Source organism: Streptomyces sp. NPDC040622 (assembly GCF_055593965.1).
The window spans coordinates 591,829-616,108 of sequence record NZ_JBVIXD010000004.1 but is presented as its reverse complement, the minus strand read 5'-3'; the positions used below and the strand labels follow the sequence as shown (position 1 = coordinate 616,108).

Below are 24,280 nucleotides of genomic sequence, written 5' to 3'. Positions count from 1 at the left end.
GTCAGTACTCCACCTTCTGCGACCTGCGGCGGATGACCGTCACCTCGTCGCGCTGGTTGCCCGTCGGACCGAGGTAGTTGAACGCCCACGACAACTGCGCGTAACCGCCGATGAGATGGGACGGCTTGAGGATCAGCCGGGTCAGCGAGTTGTGGATGCCGCCGCGGCGGCCGTTGGTCTCCGCCTTGGGGACGTTCACCGTGCGTTCCTGCGCGTGGTGCATGAAGACCGTGCCGGCCGGCATGCGGTGCGAGACGATCGCGCGGGCCACCACCACGCCGTTGCGGTTCACCGCCTCGATCCAGTCGTTGTCCCGCACACCGATCGCCTCCGCGTCCTGCGGCGCCATCCAGATGCACTGGCCGCCGCGCGAGAGGGACAGCATGAAGAGGTTGTCCTGGTACTCGGAGTGGATCGACCACTTGTTGTGCGGCGTGAGATAGCGGACCGTCACCTCCTTCTCGCCGTCCGGACCGAGCCGCGGTTCCCCGAAGAGGCGGTTCATGTCCAGCGGCGGCCGGTACACGGGCATCGCCTCGCCCAGCTCGTGCATCCAGTCGTGGTCGATGAAGAAGTGCTGGCGGCCGGTGAGCGTGTGCCAGGGCTTGAGGTGCTCGGTGTTGAGCGTGAACGCGGTGTACCGCCGCCCGCCGGACTCGCTGCCGCTCCACTCCGGCGAGGTGATCACCGGGACGGGCGCGGCCTGCGTGTCCGCGTACGTGATGCGCTTGCCCTCGTGCTCGGCCGCCAGGTGCGCCATCTCCTGCCCCGTGCGGGCCTCAAGGGTGTGGAAGCCCTGGGTGGCCAGGCGGCCGTTCGTGGTGCCGGACAGGGCGAGGATCGTGTTGGCGGCCTTGATCGCGGTGTCCAGGGCGGGACGGCCGTCCGCGGGTCCGCCGCGCACGACGCCGTTGCGCTCGCGCAGCTCCTCGACCTCCTGGTCGGGGTGGAAGGAGATGCCCTTCACCGGCAGCCCCAGCTTCTCCACCAGCGGACCCAGCGAGGCGAACTTCGCGCCGATCGCCGTGTAGTCGCGCTCCACGACCGTCAGCCCCGGCATCGTCTTGCCCGGCACCGCCTCGCACTCGCCCTTGCGCCAGTCCAGGACGACCCCGCCGGGCTGCGCCGTCTCGCCCGGGGTGTCGTGCTGCAGCGCCGTGGCGACGACGTCCTTGCGCACGCCCAGGTGGTCCACCGACAGCTCGCTGAGGCGGTCCGCGATCGCGCGGAACGTGTCGAAGTCGGTGCGGGCCTGCCACGGCGGGTCGACGGCCGGGGTGAAGGAGTGCACGTAGGGGTGCATGTCCGTGGTGGACAGGTCGTGCTTCTCGTACCAGGTGGCCGCGGGCAGGACGACGTCGGAGAGCAGCGTGGAGGAGGTCTGGCGGAAGTCGAGGGAGACGAGCAGGTCGAGCTTGCCCTCCGGCGCCTCCTCCCGCCACGTCACCGTCGAGGGACGCTCCTCGGGCGCCGCCTCCTCGGCCCGCAGCGAGGAGTGCGTGCCGAGCAGGTGCTTGGTGAAGTACTCGGCGCCCTTCGCGGACGAGCCGAGCAGGTTGGCCCGCCACAGCGTCAGGACGCGCGGCCAATTCTCGGGGGCGTCCGGGTCCTCGCAGGCGAACTTCAGCGTGCCCGCCTTGAGTTCGTCGACGACGTTCGCCACCGGGTCGCCCGTGGTCTCGCCCAGGTCGAGGGAGTTGCGGTCGAACGTCGGGTACGACGGCATCCACCCGGCGCGCGCCGACAGGGCGAGACAGTCGGCGCCCGTCATCCCCGCGAAGCGGCCCTCGCCGAGCGGCGAGGAGAGGACGTCGGCCGCGAACCTGTCGTAGCGCCACTGGTCGGTGTTGAGGAACCAGTACGCGGCGCCGATCATCTGCCGCGGCGGCCTGCTCCAGTCGTTGGCACTCGCGAGCGTCGCCCAGCCGGTCGCCGGGCGGCACTTCTCCTGCCCGACGTAGTGCGCCCAGCCGCCGCCGTTGCGGCCCTGGCAGCCGGTGAGCTGGAGCAGCGCGAGGAAGGAGCGGTAGATCGTCTCGGAGTGGAACCAGTGGTTCGTCCCCGCCCCCATCAGGATCATGCAGCGGCCCCGCGACTTCTCGGCCGTCGCGGCGAACTCCCGGGCGATCTTCACGCACTTGGCGGCGGGCACCGAGGTGTGGGCCTCCTGCCAGGCGGGCGTGCCGGGCGCCTCGGCGTCCTCGTACGATGCGGGCCAGGAGCCCGGCAGGCCCTCGCGCCCGACGCCGTACTGCGCGAGCAGCAGATCGAAGACCGTGGTGACCAGCGGACCGTCCTGGCCGCCGAGCCGGGTGGCCGGCACCCCGCGCCGCACGACCTCGCCGCGGCCCTGGCCGTGCGTGCCGCCCTCGGTGTCGAAGCGGGGCAGGAGCACCTCGACGCCCGCCGCGACGTCGGACCCCTGCAGGGTCAGGAGCGGCTCGATGCCGCCGAGCTCCAGGTTCCACCTGCCCTTGCCCGACTCGGTCCAGCGAAAGCCCAGGGAGCCGTTGGGGACGGCGGGCCGCCCGGTGTTCGCGTCGAGCACGGCCGTCTTCCACTCGCCGCCCTCGCCGTCCTCGCCGAGGTCGGTGGCGCGCAGGAACTTGGCGGGGACGTACGCGCCCTCGCGCTCGGTCAGCGTCACCAGGAACGGCAGGTCGGTGAACTTGCGCACGTAGTCGGTGAAGAACTCCGTCCGCCGGTCGACGAAGAACTCCTTCAGGATCACGTGGCCCATCGCGATGGCCAGCGCCCCGTCCGTGCCCGGGTGCGGATGCAGCCACTCGTCGGCGAACTTGGCGTTGTCGGCGTAGTCGGGCGCCACGACCACGACCTTCTGGCCGCGGTAGCGGGCCTCGGCCATCCAGTGCGCGTCGGGCGTCCGCGTCACCGGCACGTTGGAGCCCCACATCATCAGATACGCGGCGTCCCACCAGTCACCCGACTCCGGCACGTCGGTCTGGTCGCCGAAGACCTGCGGCGAGGCGACGGGCAGGTCCGCGTACCAGTCGTAGAAGGAGAGCATCGGCGCGCCGATGAGGCTCATGAAACGGGCCCCGGCCGCGTGCGACACCATCGACATCGCCGGGATGGGGGAGAAGCCCGCGACGCGGTCGGGGCCGTGCGTCTTGATGGTGTGCACGTGCGCGGCCGCGATGATCTCGACGGCCTCGTCCCAGCTCGCCCGCACCAACCCGCCCTTGCCGCGCGCCTGTTGGTAGGTCCTGCGCCGCTCCGGATCGCTCTGGATGTCCGCCCAGGCGAGCACCGGGTCCTTCAGGCGGCCCTTCGCCTCCCGGTACATCTCCAGGAGGACGCCGCGCAGGTACGGGTAGCGGACGCGGGTGGGGGAGTAGGTGTACCAGGAGAACGCGGCACCCCGCGGGCAGCCGCGCGGCTCGTACTCGGGCCGGTCGGGGCCGACGCTCGGATAGTCCGTGGCCTGCGTCTCCCACGTGATGATGCCGTCCTTGACGTACACCTTCCAGCGGCACGAGCCGGTGCAGTTCACGCCGTGCGTGGAGTTCACGACCTTGTCGTGGCTCCACCGGTCCCGGTAGAAGGCGTCCGCGTCCCGTCCGCCGGTCAGCCCGATGCTGTGCAGGTCGGGTGCGGCGGTACCGCGCCGGAAGAACTTCCCCGCCCGCAACAGGGCGGCGGCGGGCTCGGTCGTCTCTGTCACCGTGGCGCTCCCTAGGTCTGCCTCACCCCGAACCTAGGCGCGGGCACGGTGGGGCACCTGTCAGCAGCCGCCGTACGGGTTGCGGGGCCACCGCGCCCTTCGCCGCCCGCCGCCCGCCGCCCGCCGCCCGCCGCCGGGGCCGGGGCCGGATGACCGCTCAGCACACGGCCGGCCGGTCGGCCACCGCTCTGTTCCCCGGGCACCCGGAGCGGCGTCACGCACTGCCGGACCGCGATGTCCAAGGTTCCTCAGCACCGTCCGCGGACCGCTCGCGATCGTCTTCGGGGCTGTCGGCTTCAGCTGGTACGAGGGCGGCAGAGGCGGCAGCGGGCCCCCGGAGCCCGTCCCGCATGACCCAGGAGGTAATCGACCGGGCGGCGCCGCCCCGGGAGAGTGAGGCCAACGGATCCGGTCCGGCGCACTCCGGACCGGATCCGGAAACCGAAGCTGCTCCCCTCCCGGAGGTACGCCGCCATGTCCACGTCCACATCCACGTACCCGCTCACCGCCCTGGCCCGCACCACCGACCCGGCCACGATGCTGCGCCGCTTCCTCGGCCTGGACGCGGTCGTCACCGGCGTCAACGGCATCGCCTACGCCGCCGTCTCCGGGCCCCTCGGGCGCCTCCTCGGCGTCGAGGCGGGGCTGCTCATCGCCCTCGGCGCCGGCCTCATCCTGTACGGCGCGGGCGTCGGGTTCCTGGCCGCGCGCAAGAGCCCGCCGACGGCCGCCGTGCGGGCGGTCGTCGAGGTGAACGCCGCCTGGGCGGTGCTCAGCGTCGTCGCCGTCCTCGCCCTGCTCTCGCCGAGCACCGCGGGCGCGGTGTGGATCCCGCTGCAGGCCGCGGTCGTGGGCGCCTTCGCGGCACTCCAGTACGCGGCGCTGCGGGCCCTGCGGGCCTGACCGCCGGCCCGCGTGCACCTGCCGCCTCGGTTTCCGTGCGCAGGAATGAGGTGCATGTGCGCGGGCAGGAGGCCCCTGCGAGGCGGATCGCCGGGCCCGGTCGTGCCGGCCATGCCTTTGACGACCGCACACGTCGATGGGAGAGACGATTCATGACACAGGGCGAACCGGTAACCAAGAATCCGGACAAGGGCTACGTGGCGCTTCTTGGCTGGAGTCTCAACGCGGTGGAAGCCCTGGACCGGTTCGACCGGCGGTACGTCGTCGTGGCCCCGGAATGGGCCGAGAAGTACTGCCTCGACCACGACATTCCGTACGTGCCGTGGAATTTCGAGCGACTCAACGACCGCTCCATGGAGATCGCCGAGACACTCAAGGACGCGGGTGTCGACGTCGCGATCCCGCTGTACGAGGAGACGGTCGAATGGGCGGGCGCGATCAACTCCGTTCTGCTGGACAACCCGCGACTGTACGGTCAGGCCATGCTGCTGAGGGACAAGGCGCTGATGAAGCGCCGTGCCCAACTCGGCGGCATCCGGGTCGGAATCTTCGAGGAGGCCCACGACCGGGAGGACGTGACCCGCTTCCTCAAGCGCGTCAACCAGACCCTGCTCAAGCTGGACGGTGACCCGAACGACCCGATCCATCTCAAGGCGTTCGACAAGGCCGGATGCCTCGGGCACCGGGTCATCCGCACTCCCGACGAGGTCGACACGATTCCCGACGAGGAGTTCCCGGTCCTCATGGAATCCCACCTGGACGGCTGGGAGTTCGCGGTAGAGGCGTGGGTGCACGACGGGAAGATCAAGTTCCTCAACATCTCCGAATACGTCACGCTCGGATATTCGGTGTTCGTGCCGGCGACGCCGGAACTTGAGCGGTACCGCCCACAGATCACGGCGCAGATCGAGAAGCTCATCAAGGCGTTCGACATCGAGTTCGGCTTCGTGCACCCGGAGTATTTCGTCACCAGTGACGGCGAGATGTACTTCGGCGAAGTCGCCTACCGGCCGCCGGGCTTCAAGGTGTTCGAGCTGCTGGAGCGGGCCTACGGCTTCAACGCCTACCAGGGGCTGGTGCTGGCCTTCGACCCGAAGACGACCGAGGAGGAGATCGACGCCTTCTTCCCGCGTGAGGTCGTCGACGCGTCCGGGGTCGCGGGCTGCTTCGGTGTCTACCCGCGCCGCCGCGTCGTCAGCGAGCTGGAGATCCCGCAGGAGACCGAGGACGACGACTACTACGAGTCGCACGACCTCTCGGCACCGGTCGAGGAGACCGTCACCAAAAGGACCGCGTTCGGCACCCACTGGGGGCTGGTGTACTTCTTTGGTGATGACCCCTACCGGATGCGCGATCTGTTGAAGAAGCAGGAAGAGCTCGACTTCTACGTCTGACGGCTCCGTGGACGCAGGAGACCAACCCGAGGGAACACCTTTGAAACCGACCGTCGACGTCAGCGGTGACGTCACGACGCTGGACAAGCGCGTGACCTCACTCGACGACGCCATCCAGGCCATGGCCGAAACCCGCGACTTCGGGAAGCACACGAAGCTGCGGCGGGTCCTGGAAGCACTGCGGCGAGTGCTCACGCAGCCGGGCGGCGTCGCTGCGGTCCAGGGCAGGGCGCAGGCCCTGGAGGAGGCCGGGCTCTTCCGGGGGACGGACTGGGCATCACCGGAGATCCTCCTCCCGGCGCTGGTCAGCGGGAGCCTGCAGAGCGCGGACACGGACACCGTCGTCCTGGAGGCGGTCAGCGAGCTGCGGATGCTCGCGGTCGCCCGCGGTGACTTCGTCCATCCGACGCTGCCCGCCGAGGACGCCCGCCACTTCCTGTCCCAGGTACTGGCAACCAACCTGGAGCTGCTGTTCAGCACGCCCGGCGAGGCGGAGCGAACCGAGCGGGGGCGGACCGCGCAGCTCGTCCGGGACCTGTTCCGCCACCTCGCGGACGAGATCGGTTACGACAGCGTCCTGGACAACCTGGTCGACGAGATCTGGCGGATCCTGCGCCAGCGTCCCATCCAGGTCGAGGCGGTGCAGTCCCTGATCACCCGGATCTCGGTCTACCGCAACGATCCCGACGTCGCCCTCGGTGTGTCGTCGGGGCAGGGCATCGACCGGCTCATCACGAGCCTGTTCGGGACCACCGAGGCGTGCCGGGACGACCCGGGCATCGAGGTCTTCCGCTCCCGGCTCGAGGCGATGGACACCGGCGGCCTGCAGTACGAGGCGACGGGGTTCGCACGGGCGATGCACGACACCGGCCTCGTGTCGCCGTACCACGCGGAACTGCTTCGTTTCCTCCTGAGCGGGAGCGACCACCTCTACCTCGTCGGTGAGGCGCTGGGTCTGTCCGACACCGGCCGGAACTGCCTGCTGCGCTACAGCCAACTGGTGCACCGGCTGATCGAGGTGGCCGTGCACCCGCAGACCGCGCAGTGCATCTACGGCCTTGCGCTCCTGCTCGACCGCGGCATCCTCTACGAGCCGCCGGTGGTGCCCGCGCTCTGGCGCCAGCTGGCGCTCGAGCTCTCCCCGGTCGCGCGCGAACGCCTGACGACGATCTTCGGCGAGACGCCGGGGCCGCGGGCGCGCCTTGTCGCGGGCGTGCTCTCGATGCTGGGCCTGCCGCTCGGCGTCGGCCAGGGCGACAACCCCACCTGCCAGTCGGCCCGCGCGCTGTCGATGTGGGCCTACAACGACCCGGACTACCTGCTGCAAGTGGTCGTCTGGGCCGCCCGCGACGACGAGATCCTCATGCACTTCGAGGGGCAGCCGATCTCGTCGAAGGACAGTGCGACCGGAGTCGCGAGTACGCTGCCTCTCGACCTGGACCCCGTGTCGCTGCTCGTGGTGCCCCACCTGGACCGGATCTACGCCGAGATGGGCAGGCGCTGCGCCGACCGGCCCGGGGATCCGCACCGGTGGGTCAACCCCGAGTTCCACGGCTGGTGGACGGCCCGCGAGTTCCACATCAACGTGGACGTCGCGACCGGAAACCTGGTCGACCTGGACGCGTTCCTGCGACAGTTCCACGCCAGCTACCACCCGTCCTACAACGGCGAGCAGCCGCTGATCCACCCGCAGCCGGCCGGTGTCGCCGTCACCGACAGCGCGGCCCGCTACATCGGCTGGCACGCGATCACGATCCTGCGGGTCGCGCGGGACCCGCAGGACGTCATGCGCGTGTACTTCTTCAACCCGAACAACGACAGCGGCCAGGACTGGGGCGACGGCGTCGTCGTCTCCACGGCGGGCAACGGCGAGCGGTTCGGCGAGGCCTCGCTGCCGTTCGACCAGTTCGCCTCGCGGCTCTACATCTTCCACGCCGACCCGCTCGAACACGGTGCGCCGGAACGGGTGCCCGCCGAGGACATCGCGCGGATCGTCGGCTACATCGAGCGCAGCTGGGGCGACGACCGGCTGCCCGGGGGGATGCTGCAGGCCCTCGAAGGGCCCACGAGGCGGTGACCCAGGCCTCCAGATCTTGCGGGACGGGCGCCGGGACGGCCCCTAGGGCAGGTGTGTCCGCAGGTACTTGGCGGTCGCCGGGTCGGCCGGGAGCAGAGTCTCGATGGCCAGCTCGGCGACCGTCACGTCCATGGGCGTGTTGAACGTCGAGATCGAGGAGATGAAGGACAGTACGTGTCCCTCGTGCTCGATCCGCAGGGGCAGCGCGAAGTAGGGCACGTCCGTGCCGGCCTCGCAGGCGTCCACGCCGGGATCCGTCACCGGATACGCGGCCACCTCCTCGTACACCGCCCGCAGCGCGTCGGAGCGCCGCAGCGCGATCTGCCGCTCCATCTGGTGCAGCAGGTGCCCCCGCCACTCCCGCAGGTTGCGGATCCGCGGGGCGAGGCCCTCCGGGTGCAGCGTCAGCCGCATCGCGTTCGGGGAGGGGGCCAGGAGGTGCTCGGGGATGCCGTCGAGCATCATCGCGATCCCCCGGTTCGCCGCGACCACGCCGTACGTCGCGTCGACGACCAGCGCCGGATAGGGCTCGTAGCCCGCCAGGAGCTGTTCCAGGCCCTCGCGCAGCACGCCCATCGAGGGGTCGTCCAGCGCGGTCTCGCGGAAGCGGGGCGCGTAACCGGCCGCAAGGAGCAGGGAGTTGCGCTCCCGCACCGGCACGTCGAGATGGTCGGCGAGGCGCAGCAGGAACTCCTCGCTCGGCCGCGAGCGGCCCGTCTCGACGAAGCTGATGTGCCGCGCGGAGGAGTCGGCGCGCAGGGCCAGCTCCAGCTGGCTGACCCGGCGCCGCTCGCGCCAGCCGCGCAGCAGCGGCCCCACTCCCGAGGCGTGCTCGGCGGCGCCCCCCTTGGCCTTGCCTCTGGTGCTCCCCTTGCCGGGCGCGACGGTTGTCATACGGAGACGGTAATCGAAACGGTGTGTGGCAAGGTGAGCCGCGAGACCGACACAGTCAAAGGAGTGTGGCCATGACCCCCGAACCGCTTTCGCAGAAGGACGTCGAGGAGCGCCTCGCCGAGCTGCCCGGCTGGTCCGTGGAGGGCGACCGGATCACCCGCTCCTACCGGCTGGACTCGCACTTCGCGGCCACCGGCCTGGTCGTCCACATCGCGCGGACGCAGGAAGAACTCGGCCACCACTCCGACCTGACGCTCGGCTACAACACCGTCGCGCTGGCCGTGCACACGCACAGCGCGGGCGGCGCCCTCACCGACCTCGACTTCGAACTTGCCCGCCGGGTGGAGAAGTTGGCCACCGCACACGGCGCGGAGTGACTGCGGGTGCTCGACTACAGCAAGGAAGCCGACCGGTACGACGCCTCACGCGGCGGTGAGCCCCGCGCCGGGGCCGCCGCTGCCGCGGTGCTCGGCCTGCTGCCCGCGGACGCCGGCACGCTGCTCGACGTCGCCTGCGGAACGGGCCTGGTCACCCGGTGCCTCGCCGAGCGGCCGGGGCTGCGGGTCACCGGGGTGGATGCCGCGCACCGCATGGCCCGGATGGCGGCGGACCGGATACCGGGCGCCGTCGTACTCGGCGACAGCCGTCAACTTCCCTTTCCCGACGGGTCCTTCGACGCGGTGAGCGCCGTGTGGCTGCTGCATCTGCTGTCGGGGTCCGAGGAGACGGCCGCGGTCGTCGCCGAGTGTGCGCGTGTCCTGCGGCCCGGCGGCGTCTTCGTCACCACCGTGGACAAGGCGGCCTCGCACGACGTGCGCAGCGACATCGACGCCGTGCTGGCGCCGCGCCCGGTGCCGCCCGCGGTCGACCGCGTCGAGGCCGTCGACGCGTACGCCGCCGAGCACGGGCTCGCGGCGGCGGGACGGGCCCGCTTCCGCGGCCACGGCCAGGGCCGCTCGCCCCGCTCCACGGTCGAGGACCTGCGGCGCGGATGGTTCACCCAGGTCCCGCCCGGCAGCGCGCTGGCCGAGCGGCTCGCGGCCGGGCTCGCGGAGCTCCCCGACCAGGAGGTCCCGCGCCCCGATCCGCTGTTCGGCCTGCGCGCGTACCGCAAGCGGCACTGAGCCCGCGCTGTCCGCCCGCGGGCCCGTCCCGAAGGAATTTTTTGCGGGAATGGCAAGGCCGATGGTCGAAAACCGCGAGCGGGGAGCAGGCTGGCCCCTGTCCACACACCAGGACGGCGGACGCACCGGAAGGCGGCGGAAGACGATGGGGCAGCAACAGGGGCAGGGTCGGTACCAGCACGGGCAGAGCCACGGACATGGTCACGGACACGGCCACGGGCACGGTCCTGACGGTGACATGGACTGGGCCGCCATGGGCGCCATGCTGGAGCGCTACGCGCGGGTCGCCGCGCCCCTGTACGGCGAAGTGGCCGGCTGGCTGCGCCGCTGGGTCCCCGAACCCGGCGTCGTCGTCGACGTCGGCAGCGGCCCGGGCGCCCTCTCGTTCCTGCTCGCCGAGGCCTTCCCCGGGGCGCGGATCGTGGCGGCGGACCCGGAGGAGCCCCTCCTGGAGCGGGCCCGTGACCGCGCGGCACGCGAGGGCCTGACCGGCCGGTTCGACACCGTGCGCGCCGAGCTCCCCGAAGACCTGGGCGACGTGCCGCGGGCCGACCTGCTCTGGCTGTGCAAGTCCCTGCACCACGTCGGCGACCAAGGCGCCGCGCTGGCGGCCCTCGCCGAGCGCCTCGCGCCCGGCGGCGCCATCGCCCTCCTGGAGGGTGGTCTCGGCGCCCGTTACCTGCCCCGCGACATCGGCATCGGCCGCCCGGGACTCCTCGCCCGCGTGGCGGCGGCCGACGAGGAGTGGTTCGCCGGGATGCGCGCGGGTCTCGCCGGCGCGAAGGACGCCACGGAGGACTGGCCCGCCCTCCTCACCGGTGCGGGCCTGCGGTACGAGGCCACCCGCAGTTTCCTCCTCGACCTGCCCGCGCCGCTGACGGAGGACGCCCGCGCCCACCTGGTGGAGGAGGTCACCCGCCGTCGCGAGATACACGAGGGCCGCATGGCCACCGACGACCTCGCCACCTTCGACCGCCTCCTGGACGCGGACGACCCGCAGAGCCTGCACCGGCGCCCCGACCTGTTCCTGCTGTCGGCGCAGACCGTGCACGTGGCGGTCAAGGAGGCGTAGCGGCGGTCACAGGTGTGATGTTCCGTCAACAGGCATGTCCCCGCAGGCCTGTTGAGGCTTGTGCGGCACCCCGGACGCATGGGGGCCCGGCCCATGAGAACGGGCCCGTCCGCGCAGCCCCGAAGGGCGGGCGAACGGGCCCGCGGAGCCGCCTCGTGGGGCGGCCCGGACGTCAGGAGACGTCGAACGTCGCCGGGTCGGGACCCAGACGCCGGTCCTCGTTCAGCGCCGAGATCGCCGCCATGTCCTCGGGGTCGAGCTCGAAGCCGAAGACGTCGATGTTCTCCTTGATCCGCGACGGCGTCACGGACTTGGGGATCACGACGTTGCCCAGCTGGATGTGCCAGCGGAGAACGACCTGGGCGGGGGTCTGCCCGTGCTTCTGCGCGATGGCGATGATCGCCGGGACCTCCAGGAGGCCCTTGCCCTGGCCGATCGGCGACCACGCCTCGGTGGCGATGCCCTGCTCGGCGTGGAACTCGCGCGAGGCGCGCTGCTGGAGGTAGGGGTGCAGCTCGATCTGGTTGACGGCGGGGATGACCGACGTCTCGGAGATCAGGCGCTCCAGGTGCTCCGGCAGGAAGTTCGAGACGCCGATGGCCTTGGCGCGGCCGTCGGCGTTGATCTTCTCGAAGGCCTTGTACGTGTCGACGTAGGAGTCCTTGGAGGGGAGCGGCCAGTGGATCAGGTACAGGTCCACGTAGTCGAGGCCGAGCTTGTCCAGCGAGGTGTCGAAGGCGCGCAGCGTCGCGTCGAAGCCCTGGTCGCTGTTCCAGAGCTTCGTCGTGACGAACAGGTCCTCGCGGGCCACGCCGGACGCCGCGATCGCCTTGCCGGCGCCCTCCTCGTTGCCGTACACGGCTGCGGTGTCGATGCTGCGGTACCCGGCCTCCAGGGCCTGCGCGACGGCCTTCTCGGCCTCGTCGTCCGGAACCTGCCACAGGCCGAAGCCGAGCTGGGGCATCTCGATGCCGTTGTTCAGGATGATCGGGGGAACCTTGCTCACGAGCTTTCGATCCTTAAGTCGTCGGGTGTATCTGTCCATGGTCAACGATCAGCGGCCGTGCCGCATTCCTGGCCGTGGCCGCGCGGCGGATCGGCCGTGGACCGCCCGCCCAATGGCCGGATGCAGCGCCGGTGCCGACATCCGATCGGTCCGTACCATTGACGGTGTCCCGTCATGCCGCGACGCTATGGCACATCGCTGAACGCGGGACACCTATGTGAACGCTGCAAGCACACGGGTAGTCCTGTGTCCCTGTGATGTGGTCCTGAAACCCCACCTCTTTCAGGAAAGGCGGCGTCATGCACCGCACCGACCAGGAGAAGCCGGCCCACGAGCCCGTGCGGGGGGACGACGCCGGCACCACCGGCCGGCAGACACCCGCGTACGAGGTCGTCGAGACCGCCCTCGACGTCACCGCCTGCCGCCTCGCCGGCCGGTAGGCCCGCCGCCATGCTGCTGCAGGAGTCCGGCACCGCGGCGGGCGGCGGACTGCCCCGGGGGAACTGCGCGCGCCCCGGCCGCACCGGGGGCCGCGCCCACCCGGAGCGCCGCCGCCGGCCCGCCGCGCTCGCCGCACTCGCCGTCCACGCCGTCCACGCCGCACTCGCTGTCCACGCCGACGAGGGCCGCTGGTACGGCAGCGGGCCGCACACCGCCGACCTCGGTGGCTGCCGCTGTCAGGCGTACGCCCTGACCGGCGGCGCCGCACGCACGGACCCCGCCTGCCACCGCTCGCCCGACCGCGCGACGGTCCGCGCCCGGGTGGACGGCGCGCGCGCCCCCGCGGACGACCCGCCGCGCTGCGCGTACCGCACGCACGCCACCGGCACGGCACCCCACTAGCCGACGCCTCAGTGCCCCCGTACCTCCCCGTACCTCCCCTTCTGCCGCACCCCGTACGCACCACCCACCCGTAAGGGCCTTCGGGCCCGTACGCCCCACGACTGTCAGGAAGGCTTCCTGACATTGCAGAGAGGAATCCGATGGCATCGCGATCACCCCGCAGAGTCACCGCCGCACTGGCCACCGCCGGCGCGCTGACCGGCGCCGCCGCGCTGACCCTGGCGGCCGAGCCGTCCGCGCAGGCCGCGCCGACCCCCGCCCAGGCCCCCGCCGCCCTGGCCTCCGGCACCATCCACGCCGCCCCCTACGAGTACCTCGGCTGGGGCAACCCGCAGAAGCCCACCGACGTGATGGCCGCGACCGGCGTCAAGTGGTTCACGCTCGCCTTCATCCTCTCCGACGGCGGCTGCAACCCGGCCTGGGACGGCAGCCGCCCGCTGAAGGGCGGCTCCGACGAGGCGGCCATCACGTCCATACGCGGCGCCGGCGGAGACATCGTCGTCTCCGTCGGCGGTTGGAGCGGGGCCAAGCTCGGCGAGAAGTGCGCCAGCGCCTCCGCGCTCGCGGGCGCCTACCAAAAGGTCATCGACGCCTACAAGCTGAAGGCCTTCGACATCGACATCGAGGACACCGAATTCAACAACCCCACCGTGCGGCAGCGCGTCGTCGACGCCCTGAAGATCGTCAAGACGAAGAACCCGGGCATCGTCACCTACGTCACCATGGGCACCACCCCCAGCGGCCCCGACGCCACCGGCAAGGACCTCATCAAGCGCGGCGCCGCCGCCGGCCTCACCAACGACGCCTGGGTGATCATGCCGTTCGACTTCGGCGGGCACAGCGGCACCATGGGCGACGCCTCCGTCAGCGCCATGGAAGGCCTCAAGGCCGCGGTCAAGAGCGCCTACGGCTACAGCGACGCCGACGCGTACCAGCACACCGGGATCTCCTCCATGAACGGCAAGACCGACGTGGCAGGCGAGACGGTGACCACGGCCGACTTCAAGAAGATCCTCGCGTACGCCCAGCAGCACCACATCGCCCGGTACGCCTACTGGGCCGTCAACCGTGACCGCGACTGCGGTTCCGGCGGCAGCGCGGGGGATTCCTGCAGCGGCATCGCGCAGTCGCCGTACGAGTTCACCAAGATCGTCGCGCAGTACGGCGGCTGACGCGGAGGCAGGGGCCCGGACGCCGCGGCAAGGATCTAGGTGACGGTGCCGGCGGTCCCGAGATAGGCGTCCCGCACCTTCGGGTCCGCCCGCACCTCCGCCGCCGTGCCGTGCGCCAGGACCCGGCCGAGGTCGAGGACGACGACACGGGCGCAGAGCTCCATCACGAAGGCGACGTTGTGCTCGACGAGCAGTACCGCGCAGCCCTCCTCGTCCGCGAGATGACGGACGACGGCCGACAGCTGCCGTCGCTCGTCGGCCGTCATCCCGGAAGCGGGCTCGTCCAGGAGCAGCACCCTGGGCGGGTCCGCGACCGCGCGCGCAAGCTCCACCATGCGGGCCTGCCCGACCGGCAGCGCACCCGCGTACTGCCCGGCGAGGGCGTCGAGGCCGCACGCGCGCAGCACGTCCGCGGCCCGTTCGCGCCGCGCGTCCTCGTGCGCGCGCCGGGTCGGCGCGGCCAGCAGATCGGCGGCGAAGCCGCCCCCGCCGCCCCGCCACTCCTGCGCGACGACGAGGTTGTCGGCGACGGTGAGCTGCCCGAAGAGCTGCCGGCGCTGGAAGGTGCGGCGCATCCCGTGCCGGGCCCGCCACACGGGGGAGCGGCGCGTGACGTCACCCCCGTCGAGCAGCACCCGCCCCCGGTCGGGCCCGCGGATGCCGGAGAGCACGTCGAACAACGTGGTCTTCCCCGCCCCGTTGGGGCCGATGAGCCCGACGACCTCGCCCCGGCCGACCGCGAGGCCCACCCCGTCCAGGGCCCGGATCCCGCCGAAGCGGACGCCTATGCCGTCGGCCTCCAGAACGTGTTCCCGCTCCCTCACGGCCTCGCCACCCCCTTCGTCTGCCGCCGCCCGTCGTCCGCGGCCATGCCCAGGTACGCCTCCGTGAGCCGGTCCGCCCGCACCTGCGCGCGCGGGCCGCACCAGGAGACGCGGCCCTGCGCCAGGTACGCCACCGTGTCCGCGACACCGAGGATCTCGGCGGCCTTCTCCTCCACGAGCAGCAACCCGGCGCCCGCGTCCCGCACTTCGAGCAGCAGTCGGAACACCTCGTCGACCACGCGCGGCGCGAGACCGAGCGACGGCTCGTCCGCGATCAGCACCGCGGGCGGGCGCTGCAGCAGCGGGGCGAGCGCCAGCAACTGCTGCTCGCCGCCGGACAGCGACCCCGCGGGAACCTTGCGCCGGACGGCGAGCCCCGCGAACCGCTCGTACACGGCGTCGCGGTCGTCCCGGTCCGTCAAGTACAGGGCCAGGTTCTCGTCGATGGTGAGCGACGGGAAGATGCCCCTGCCCTCGGGGGCGAGTAGCACACCCGCGCGGGAGCGCTGCACCGCGCCGCGCCGGGTGACGTCGTGCCCGGCCACGTACACCTGGCCCGCGGTGGGCCGGAGCAGGCCCGCCGCGGTGAGGCACGTGGTGGACTTGCCCGCGCCGTTGGGCCCGAGCAGGGCGACGATCTCGCCGGGCCGCACGGTCAGGTCCACCCCGTGCAGGACGGGGGCGCCGTCGTAACCGGCGTGGAGGTCGCGGAGGAGGAGGCCTGCGGGCTCCGTCTCCCGACTCGCCGTCGAAGGCGCCGTGCCGGGGTGCTCGGGGTGGCGCGGTTGCCGTTCCTCGACCGGCACGGATGGTGAAGTCCCCTCTGGCGCAACGGTGCTGGGACTGGTCCGTGCCCCCTGCCGTCTCCGATGCATCCGTACCGACACCGCCGCGCAGTACCCGTCCGGGTCATTGGCGAGTGCCAGCCCCGCGAGGCCGAAGAGGATCACCGGCAGGTGCACGGACTCCGTGACGTAGTCGGCGATCAGGTGCGGAACGATCGCGAAGACCAGGCCCGCCACCACCGCGAACTGCGCCCTGCGCACCCCGGCCGCGACCGCCACCGCCAGCCAGATCAGGCCGGTCATCGCGGTGAAGTCGGTCGCGGTGACACGGGTGTTGAACGACGCGTACATCACGCCGCCGAACCCCGCGAGCCCCGCCGACAGCGTGAACAGGAGCAGCTTCGTGCGCACCACCGACACTCCCGAGGCCATCGCGGCGGCGGGCGCGGATCGCACGGCGAGCATCGCGCGACCCGAGGCCGAGTTCCGCAGCGCGGCGAGCGCGGCGACGGCCACCGTGACGAGGACGATCATCGCGACGCCCATGGCGCGGTCGTCCGAGAGGTCGACCGGGCCGAAGACCGGGCGGGGGATCTCCCACCCCGTGTCGCCGTTCCTCAACCACCCCATCTGGAAGAGGACGTGATCGGCGAGGAAGGCGAGTGCCAGGGTCGCGAGGGCCAGCGAGCGTCCGCCGAGCCGCAGCGCGGGCAGGGCGACGAGCGCGCCGAGCACCGCCGCCGCGCAGGTCCCCACCAGCGCGGCGGCGAAGAACGGCCAGCCGTGGCTCATCAGGAGACCGGCGACCAGGGCCGCGCCCGTGACGAAGGTGGCCTGCGCCAGCGACACCATCGCGCCGAGCCCGGTCACCACGGTGAACGAGATGAAGACCAGGGAGATCGCGAGCCCTTGCGCGAGGATGCCGCTCCAGAAGGGGGTGGTGACCGTGTAGAAGGCCACGGCCAGGAGCAGCGCGGCCGCCGCCCACGGCCCCCACTTGCGGACCCACGACCGTCCGGCGAGATAGTCGACGGGCGGCTCGTCGGCCGCCGCCGTGCCCGCCGTCCGCTGCCGGCGCGTGAGCAGCAGCAGCCCGGCGAAGAGGATCAGGAACGGCACGGCGGTACGGAATCCGGTGATCTTCTCGGCGAAGTCGGCGTACCCCGCGACGAGGTTCTGCAGCACCCCGAGCCCGAGGCCGCCCGCGAACGCCAGCGGGACCGACAGGAAGCGCCCGAGCACGGCGGCCGTCGCGGAGACGAAGAGGAACAGGGTGAAGTCGTGCGAGGAGAGCCCCAGGAGGGGTGTCGCGAGCACACCGGCCAGGCCCGCGAGGCCGGACGACAGCATCCACGCCACCGACGAGAGCCGGTCGGCACTCATGCCGCGCAGCTCGACGAGCGAGCGGTTGTCGACGGCCGCCCGCAGCCGGAGCCCGAGGGGCGTGTGGCGCATCAGGATCCACAGGCCGACGGCGACGACCGCCGTGGCCACCCAGGTGATCAGCTGGTCGGAGTCGATGCCGACACCGTCCATGAGCTGCCAGTTCTTGGCGGGGCTCGGCCCGACGCCCGGCAGTCCGAACTGGTTCTCGGCGGGTTTGACGGAGGCCCCCGCGTCCGCCAGGAGCTCCACCACCCACAGGCCGAGCGCGGGCAGCGCGACGAGCAGTCCGATCGTCGCGACGATCTGCGCGCTCTCGCCGACCCTGGCCAGCTTGCGGAACATCAGCCGGTCCAGGCCCCAGCCGAGCGCGGGCGCCACCACGACGACCAGGAGCAGTGCGGTCGGCACGGCGGGCCAGCCGAAGCCGGAGTGCAGTTCGTAGAAGGCGAGGGCGCACAGGTAGGCGGTGGCGCCGTGCGCGAAGTTGAAGAGGCCCGACGCCGAGTAGGACAGGACGAGGCCCGTGGCGAGGAGGGCGTACAGGGCACCCGAGACGAGACCGCTCAGCACGAATCCCAGCAGGTCGGACATGGCGGCCCGCCCCTACTTGAAGGGGATCGGTTCGTAGCACTTGAACGGCGACGACACCGTGTACTTCCCGTCCTTGAGCTGGACGAGGGCGCCGCAGCCGAACGACTCCTTCTGCCCCTTGGGCAGGCTGCGGTCGCCGACCATGGTGCCGGTGTCGGAGTAGCCGTTCGCCGCCCGCTGGAAGGAGTCGACGGTGAGGTCCTTGCCGGCCTTCTCGGCGACGGCGAGGAAGAGGTCGGCGGACATGTAGCCGGTCATCATGTGCATGTTGAGCGGTACGTCCTTGCCCGCCGCCTTCCTGATGTCGGCCTTGAACCGCTTCATGTCGGCGCTGTCCTGCTCGAACGGCTGGAAGGCCAGCAGGATGTGCACGCCGTCCAGCGCCTTCTTCGTCGCGCTCTTGGCGAGCAGTCCGGGGTCGTAGTCGGTGGGGTCGGTGATGACGCCCTGGAAGCCGGCCCGTTTGACGGCCGTGAACAGGCCGATGTTGTACGGGGTCTGCATGACGGAGACGACGGCGTCCGGCGCCTTCCCGCCGTCGGAGCGCAGGATCTCCTTCGTGTACGCCGACCAGTCGCTCGGCACCGAGGTGGCGGGGACCGTCGACTTGGCGTACGTCACCCGGTAACCGGCCGCCGCGAAGCTCTGCTTGTAGGTGCGGATGGCGAAGGTGCCCGCGTCGTTGTCGTTGGCGAGGATGGCCACCGACTTGCCCTCGGCGCCGCCCGTGACCTTCTTCAGGCCCTCGGGCCAGCTCTGGGTGATGGTGCCTCCGGGCATCGGCACCATGCAGCCGCCGAACCCGTACAGGTAACTCGGGCCGCAGAAGGGCGGGATGGTGCCCCAGCCGAAGGTCGGCACCTTCTGCTCCTGCAGGAAGTCCGCTCCGGAGAAGGTGACCGAGCTCATGGGGGAGACGGCGAAGACCTTCTCCTGCTGGACGAGTTTGCGGGCCGCGGCGAGGTTCTTGCCGGGGTCCTGCCCGTCGTCCTCCGCGCCGAGGTAGTCGATCTTCCGCCCGTGCACGCCCCCCTCTGCGTTGGCCCGCTCGTAGCGGGCCCTGGCGCCGAGGTCGGTGTCCTTCTTGCTGTAGCCGCTGGCGGTCGTCATGGAGACGATCCCGCCGACCTTGATGGAGTCGTCGCTCACTCCGCGCGCGGAGCTGCCGCCCTTGCCCCCGCCGCCCGGACCGTCGCTGTTGGAGGCGGAGTTGCAGGCGGTGGCGAGCAGCAGGGCCGCAACGGCGGCGGAGATGGTGCGGATCGATCGCGACACGGTCGAGCCCCCTGAAGTCGAAGTGGGGCTGATTCTGTGCGTGACCTGACGAACCGTCAATAACCGCCGCATCGCTAATTGATGACCCGTCAGAAACCTTTCCTTGACTTCCCGAAGGCCCTTCCGCGTGCTTCAGGGGCCGTGCCTAGCTGCGGTACAGCGCCTCGACCTCCGTCGAGTACACCGTCTCGATCGCCTTCCGCTTCAGCTTCAGCGACGGCGTGAGCAGGCCGTGCTCCTCGCTGAACTGATGGGCCAGTATCCGGAACGTACGGATCGACTCCGCCTGTGAGACCAGTGTGTTGGCGGCGACGACGGCCCGCCGTACCTCGGTCTCCAGATCCGGGTCGCGCACCAGCTCGCCCGGCGGCAGCATCGCCTTGCGCCGCATGGTCAGCCAGTGCTCGACGGCCTCCGAGTCCAGCGTGACGAGCGCCGCGATGTAGGGGCGGTCGTTGCCGACGACGATGCACTGGGCGACCAGCGGATGATCGCGCACCCGCTCCTCCAGCTGGGCCGGCGAGACGCTCTTGCCGCCGGACGTCACCAGGATCTCCTTCTTGCGCCCGGTGATCGTCAGATAGCCGTCCTCGTCGAGGGCGCCCAGGTCACCGGTGGCCAGCCAGCCGTCGTGCACGGTCGCGTCGGTGGCCTTGGGATCGTTGAGGTAGCCCTGGAAGACGTTGTCGCCGCGCAGCCAGACCTCGCCGTCGTCCGCGATGTACACCGTCGTGCCGGGGATGGGCCGGCCCACCGTGCCGTAGCGGGTGCGCTCGGGCGGGTTGGCGGTCGCGGCGGCCGTCGACTCGGTCAGGCCGTACCCCTCGTACACCGTCACCCCGGCGCCCGCGAAGAACAGCCCGAGGCGACGGTCCATCCCCGACCCGCCGGACATCGCGTGCCGCACCCGGCCGCCCATCGCCTCGCGCACCTTGGAGTAGACGAGCTTGTCGAAGAGCTGGTGCTGCATGCGCAGTGCCGCCGAGGGGCCGGGGCCCGTCCCGAAGGCCCTCGCCTCCAGCGCGTCCGCATACCGCACGGCGCACTCGACGGCCTTGTCGAACGGTCCCGCCTTGCCGTCCTTCTCCGCCGTGCGCCGCGCCGCGTTGAAGACCTTCTCGAAGATGTACGGCACGGCCAGGATGAAGGAGGGCCGGAACGCCGCAAGATCGGGCAGCAGCGCCGCCGCGTTGAGGTTCGGCTGGTGGCCCATCTTGACCCGGCCGCGCACCGCGGCGATCTGCACCATGCGGCCGAAGACGTGCGCCAGCGGCAGGAAGAGGAGCGTCGTGGCCTCGTCGCCGCGCTTGGAGTGGAAGACCGGCTCCCAGCGTCCGACCATCACGTCCGCCTCGAACATGAAGTTGGCGTGCGAGATCAGACAGCCCTTGGGGCGGCCCGTGGTGCCGGACGTGTAGATGATCGTGGCGATCGAGTCGGGCGTGACGGCGCGCCGGTGCCGGTGCACGACGTCGTCGTCGATGTCCCGCCCCGCCTCGGCCAGTTCGCCCACCGCGTCGGCGTCCAGCTGCCACAGCCGCCGCAACTGCGGCAGACGGTCGATGACGGAACCGATCGTCATCGCGTGGTCCTCGTGCTCGACCATCGCGGCCGACACCTGCGCGTCGTGCAGCATCCAGACGACCTGCTCGGCCGAGGACGTCGGATAGATCGGCACGACCTGGGCGCCGATGGTCCACAGCGCGAAGTCGAACAGCGTCCACTCGTAACGGGTGCGGCACATGATGGCGACGCGGTCACCGAACCGCACGCCCTGGGCGATCAGCCCCTTGGCGAGAGTGAGCACCTCGTCGCGGAACTGGCCCGCGGTGACGTCCGACCACCGCCCGTCGGTCTTGCGGCCGAAGGCGATGCGCAGCGGGTCCTCGGCGGCATGGTCGAACACGGCGTCGGCAAGGCCGCCCACCAGCGGCACCGATGCCATCGGAGGATTCGTGAACTCGCGCAATGATGCTCCTTGTGGCGCTCCGCACAGCGCCGTGACGGTACCCCACCCCGCGCCCCTCCGGGAGGGGGTCCAAACCGGGCCGGTACGGACCATCGGCACAGGTCAGCCGGTGGAAATGTGGCCACAAGGGGAAGGGCCGGACAACTTACTTACGCCGGAGTAAGTTTCGGTGGCGTAATCTCCACGGAATCTGTACGCGGCGTACAGACGTGTTCGTCCCTGCATACGGCTCTGTCCCGTGTGTGCCCCAAGATCGGGAAGCTACGCGCTCCGGCACGGCGGCTCCGTCATTTCCTCCGGGCGGCAGGGCGCACGGGGCGCCGAGTGGAGCGAGAATCGAACGTGCAGCACACCCGGCCCGCCGCGCCGGGTGCTACCCGGCCGACTGACGTGGAGCCGCACATGACCACCGCACGGGACCTCACGATCGTCGCCCTGGACGGGCCCCTTGGCCGGTCCGTCGAGCAGGGCGACCTGTCGCTCGCGCTCGCGGGGGCCGAGGCCCTCGACCTCGTCGATGCCGGGGCGCTGACCGTGGACGGCGACCGGATGCTGCCGCGAGCCCAAGGGCCCACCGGGGACCGCCTCCTGGACGAGGCCACCGCGGCCCTCGTCCGCGAGGAGCCGTACGAGTCCGTCGAGGACTGGCTGTGGCGGCGGGGCCGCGGGCTCTTCCAGGCGTACGTCGACGACCTGGAGAAGGCGGGGCTGACGAGCCGGCCGCGGGGGCGCGGGATGCGGCTGTGGAGCGGGCGGGCCAAGCCCGCCAGTGACTCCGGCGTCCGGCGCCTGGCCGAGGAGCGCCGGGCGGCCGGCGAACCCGTGCTCGCCGCGCTGGCGGCCGCCGCCGGTCTCCGCGACGAGCCGGCCGGGGGCGAGCCCGCCGCGCCGGAGCCCGCCGGTGAGCCGGTCACGGCGGTGCTCGCCGCCGTCGGCGACGCGGTGCAGGAGTTGCGGGGTGTACGGCAGCGCAGGGCGATCGAGGACGCGGCGTTCGACAACGTCTGGCGCGGCTTCTGAGAGTCGGTGAGCCGCGCTGGTCCGTCCCCTGGTCCGTTCCTGAGCTGCACTTTTGCGTTTGCGTCAATAATTGGGTGCCGGTTCTTGCATTGCTGAGCGGACCGCCGCGCCCGGAGAGTGGTGCCGGGCCCACGAGAACGCGGGCCAACCCCTCACGGCGCGGCAGGAGTCAGACATGTCCGACAAGCAGGAGACCTCGCGGGCGGGACGGGAACGGACGGGACAGGAACGGGCGGGTCGTGAAGGCGACGTCCTTGCCGTGGTCAGCCAGAGCGGCGCGTCCGTCTCGTTCTTCGACGCCGCCTCCGACCGGCACCTGGGATCGGTCGAAACCATCGCGGAACCGCACGAGTTGAGCTTCGACCCGGTCCAGCGGCTGCTGTGGTGCACGACGACGTACCGCTCGGGCTTCTACCACGCCAACAGCGGCCGGCGGACCGAGCTCACCGTCATCGACCCCGACACCCGCAGCATCGTCGAGGTCGTCGACCTCGCCCCGGAACACGCCCCGCACGGACCGGCGTTGGACGCGGTCCACGGCCGCCTCTACGTCACCGTGGAGGGCTCGGACGAGCGGCCGGGCGGCGTCGTCGTGATCGACACGCGGACCCGCAGGACGCTGGGCAGGATCGACACCGACGCGCCCGGCTCGCACTGGGTGGCCGTCGACGGCGCGGGACGGACGGCGTACGTCGCCAACAAGGAGGCGCCGTACGTCTCGGTCCTCGACCTCGACCGGGGGACCCTCGCGGCGAAGGTCGAGGTGCCGGGCAGCGAGGGCATCGCCGTCACGGCCGACGGCAGCCACGCCTTCGTCGCCGCGCCGTACCGCGGCTCCTTCTCGGGGGCGCAGGCAACACCGCCCGGAATCAAGGTCATCGAGACCCGGACGGCATCCGTCGTCGACACGCTGCCCCTGGACAACGCCGCGATGCCGCTCCACCTCACCGCCACGGGGAAGCTGCTCGTGGGCGAGGTCCGTGTGGAGCGCGACGAGGTGAGCGGGGGCAACCGCATGGCGCCCGGCCGCCTCACGGTGTTCGACGCCGACACCCGCAAGCGGCTCGGCGACATCGAGGTGGGCGCCGTCCCGCTGACCATCACCTCGTCCCCCGACGGCCGGATCGGCTACGTCGCCTGCCACGGCTCGTCCACCGTCGAGATCGTCGACCTGGAGACGCTGCGGAGCCTGAACCGCCTGAAGCACGCCGCGTTCGGCACGTCCGGCGCGCACGGCCTCGCGTACATCCCGCGCCCGGCCTGACCGACGCGAGGCCTCGCCCGCGCCGCCACCCGAACACCGTCACCGTGCACCCACGCACCCACACCCACACCCACGCACCCACACCCATGCACCGGAAAGGCACCACCATGATTGTCGTCACCGCGCCCACCAGCACCATCGGGCGGCTGCTCGTCGACGACCTGCTCGACCGAGGGGCGCCGCTGCGCCTCGTCGTCCGCGATCCCGCACGGCTCGCACCCGAGGTGCGTGAGCGCGTCGAGGTCGTCGAGGGGTCGCACGGCGACGCCGCCGTCATCGACCGGGCGTGCGCCGGGGCCGACACGGTCTTCTGGCTCGCTCCGGACGACGGGGACGCGCCGCGCGCCGAGGACGTCTACGTCGACTTCACCCGCCCCGCCTGCGAGGCGTTCACCCGTCACGGTGTGCGGCGGGTGGTGGCCATCACCGCGCTCGGCCGGGGGGCGCAGGGGGCGGACCGGGCCGGTCTCGCGGCCGCCTCCCTCGCCATGTGCGACCTGATCGCGGCCTCCGGCGTCGCCTTCCGGGCCGTCGCCTGCCCGTCGTTCATGCACAACCTGCTGCATCAGGTCGGCGCGATCAACGAGCAGGACGCGTTCTTCATGATGATCGACCCGGACCTGAAGGCGCCCACCGTCGCCACCCGCGACATCGCCGCGACCGCCGCACGCCTGCTGCTCGACGACACCTGGCAGGGCTCGGGCCAGGTCGCCTGTCTGGGCCCCGAGGACCTGTCGCCCACCGAGATGGCGGAGATCATCTCCGAGGTGCTCGGCAGGGAGGTCCACTACCGGCAGATCCCCGGCCAGGCACTCAAGGCGCGCATGACCGGCTTCGGCATGAGCGAAGGGATGGCGCAGGGCATGGTGGACATGTTCGAGGCCAAGAACCGAGGCCTGGACAACGCCGAGCCGCGTACCCCCGACTCGACGACGCCGACGACGTTCCGGCAGTGGTGCGAGGAGGTGCTCGCACCGGCCGTGACGGCCTGACCTC

General features: G+C 71.5%; 19 protein-coding genes. 12 read left to right on the top strand and 7 right to left on the bottom strand.

Annotated elements, in window-relative coordinates:
• Position 1 precedes the first annotated feature (1 nt).
• The gene (locus ACZ592_RS14375) at positions 2 to 3,685 is read right to left on the bottom strand and encodes a nitrate reductase subunit alpha (RefSeq protein ID WP_471581826.1); all 3,684 of its coding nucleotides are present in this window, start codon (positions 3,683 to 3,685) and stop codon (positions 2 to 4) included.
• 474 nt (positions 3,686 to 4,159) lie between these two features.
• On the opposite strand from ACZ592_RS14375, the gene ACZ592_RS14370 reads away from it, so the two are divergent.
• The 3 genes from ACZ592_RS14370 to ACZ592_RS14360 all read left to right on the top strand — a co-directional run bounded on the left by ACZ592_RS14370 (position 4,160) and on the right by ACZ592_RS14360 (position 8,059).
• A complete protein-coding gene (locus ACZ592_RS14370) occupies positions 4,160 to 4,588 on the top strand; it encodes a hypothetical protein (protein WP_471581825.1) in 429 nt (142 codons plus the stop codon).
• 152 nt (positions 4,589 to 4,740) lie between these two features.
• Positions 4,741 to 5,982 (top strand): ATP-grasp domain-containing protein, encoded by a 1,242-nt coding sequence (locus tag ACZ592_RS14365; protein WP_471581824.1) that lies wholly within the window; start codon positions 4,741 to 4,743, stop codon positions 5,980 to 5,982.
• Positions 5,983 to 6,022: 40 nt separating this feature from the next.
• Positions 6,023 to 8,059 carry a hypothetical protein gene (locus ACZ592_RS14360; protein WP_471581823.1) on the top strand — a complete coding sequence of 679 codons (2,037 nt, stop codon included), beginning with the start codon at positions 6,023 to 6,025 and terminating at the stop codon, positions 8,057 to 8,059.
• Positions 8,060 to 8,101: 42 nt separating this feature from the next.
• Here the strand turns inward: ACZ592_RS14360 and ACZ592_RS14355 are convergent, their stop codons facing one another.
• A complete protein-coding gene (locus ACZ592_RS14355; protein WP_471581822.1) occupies positions 8,102 to 8,953 on the bottom strand; it encodes a helix-turn-helix domain-containing protein in 852 nt (283 codons plus the stop codon).
• 71 nt (positions 8,954 to 9,024) lie between these two features.
• On the opposite strand from ACZ592_RS14355, the gene ACZ592_RS14350 reads away from it, so the two are divergent.
• The 3 genes from ACZ592_RS14350 (at position 9,025) to ACZ592_RS14340 (ending at position 11,149) form a co-directional block, all read left to right on the top strand.
• Positions 9,025 to 9,330 carry a 4a-hydroxytetrahydrobiopterin dehydratase gene (locus ACZ592_RS14350; protein ID WP_471581821.1) on the top strand — a complete coding sequence of 102 codons (306 nt, stop codon included), beginning with the start codon at positions 9,025 to 9,027 and terminating at the stop codon, positions 9,328 to 9,330.
• 6 nt (positions 9,331 to 9,336) lie between these two features.
• Positions 9,337 to 10,077, top strand: a complete 741-nt coding sequence (locus tag ACZ592_RS14345) for a class I SAM-dependent methyltransferase (protein ID WP_471581820.1) — start codon at positions 9,337 to 9,339, stop codon at positions 10,075 to 10,077.
• 145 nt (positions 10,078 to 10,222) lie between these two features.
• Positions 10,223 to 11,149 (top strand): class I SAM-dependent methyltransferase, encoded by a 927-nt coding sequence (locus ACZ592_RS14340; protein WP_471581819.1) that lies wholly within the window; start codon positions 10,223 to 10,225, stop codon positions 11,147 to 11,149.
• A gap of 172 nt (positions 11,150 to 11,321) precedes the next feature.
• Here the strand turns inward: ACZ592_RS14340 and ACZ592_RS14335 are convergent, their stop codons facing one another.
• Positions 11,322 to 12,194, bottom strand: a complete 873-nt coding sequence (locus tag ACZ592_RS14335) for an aldo/keto reductase (RefSeq protein WP_471581818.1) — start codon at positions 12,192 to 12,194, stop codon at positions 11,322 to 11,324.
• A 260-nt stretch (positions 12,195 to 12,454) separates the two neighbouring features.
• On the opposite strand from ACZ592_RS14335, the gene ACZ592_RS14330 reads away from it, so the two are divergent.
• The 3 genes from ACZ592_RS14330 to ACZ592_RS14320 all read left to right on the top strand — a co-directional run bounded on the left by ACZ592_RS14330 (position 12,455) and on the right by ACZ592_RS14320 (position 14,170).
• The gene (locus ACZ592_RS14330; RefSeq protein WP_471581817.1) at positions 12,455 to 12,595 is read left to right on the top strand and encodes a hypothetical protein; all 141 of its coding nucleotides are present in this window, start codon (positions 12,455 to 12,457) and stop codon (positions 12,593 to 12,595) included.
• A gap of 10 nt (positions 12,596 to 12,605) precedes the next feature.
• Complete coding sequence (locus ACZ592_RS14325; RefSeq protein ID WP_471581816.1) at positions 12,606 to 12,998, top strand: hypothetical protein; 393 nt, start codon at positions 12,606 to 12,608, stop codon at positions 12,996 to 12,998.
• 140 nt (positions 12,999 to 13,138) lie between these two features.
• Positions 13,139 to 14,170: a chitinase gene (locus ACZ592_RS14320; RefSeq protein WP_471581815.1), complete on the top strand. Its 1,032-nt coding sequence runs from the start codon at positions 13,139 to 13,141 to the stop codon at positions 14,168 to 14,170.
• Positions 14,171 to 14,205: 35 nt separating this feature from the next.
• Here ACZ592_RS14320 and ACZ592_RS14315 read toward each other — a convergent pair whose 3' ends face one another.
• From ACZ592_RS14315 to ACZ592_RS14300, 4 genes are all read right to left on the bottom strand, one after another.
• Entirely contained in the window at positions 14,206 to 14,994 is a 789-nt protein-coding gene (locus ACZ592_RS14315; protein WP_471581814.1) for an ABC transporter ATP-binding protein, read from the bottom strand.
• A complete protein-coding gene (locus tag ACZ592_RS14310) occupies positions 14,991 to 17,756 on the bottom strand; it encodes an ABC transporter permease subunit (protein WP_471581813.1) in 2,766 nt (921 codons plus the stop codon). Before ACZ592_RS14310 ends, ACZ592_RS14315 begins: the two co-directional genes overlap by 4 nt.
• A 12-nt stretch (positions 17,757 to 17,768) precedes the next feature.
• Positions 17,769 to 19,031 carry an ABC transporter substrate-binding protein gene (locus tag ACZ592_RS14305; protein ID WP_471581812.1) on the bottom strand — a complete coding sequence of 421 codons (1,263 nt, stop codon included), beginning with the start codon at positions 19,029 to 19,031 and terminating at the stop codon, positions 17,769 to 17,771.
• 145 nt (positions 19,032 to 19,176) lie between these two features.
• Positions 19,177 to 20,976 (bottom strand): AMP-dependent synthetase/ligase, encoded by a 1,800-nt coding sequence (locus ACZ592_RS14300; RefSeq protein WP_471581811.1) that lies wholly within the window; start codon positions 20,974 to 20,976, stop codon positions 19,177 to 19,179.
• Positions 20,977 to 21,402: 426 nt separating this feature from the next.
• Here ACZ592_RS14300 and ACZ592_RS14295 point away from each other — a divergent pair, with 426 nt between their 5' ends.
• From ACZ592_RS14295 to ACZ592_RS14285, 3 genes are all read left to right on the top strand, one after another.
• A complete protein-coding gene (locus ACZ592_RS14295; RefSeq protein ID WP_471581810.1) occupies positions 21,403 to 22,020 on the top strand; it encodes a GOLPH3/VPS74 family protein in 618 nt (205 codons plus the stop codon).
• 175 nt (positions 22,021 to 22,195) lie between these two features.
• Positions 22,196 to 23,284: a YncE family protein gene (locus tag ACZ592_RS14290; RefSeq protein WP_471581809.1), complete on the top strand. Its 1,089-nt coding sequence runs from the start codon at positions 22,196 to 22,198 to the stop codon at positions 23,282 to 23,284.
• A 107-nt stretch (positions 23,285 to 23,391) separates the two neighbouring features.
• The gene (locus tag ACZ592_RS14285; protein ID WP_471581808.1) at positions 23,392 to 24,276 is read left to right on the top strand and encodes an NmrA family NAD(P)-binding protein; all 885 of its coding nucleotides are present in this window, start codon (positions 23,392 to 23,394) and stop codon (positions 24,274 to 24,276) included.
• Positions 24,277 to 24,280 lie beyond the last annotated feature (4 nt).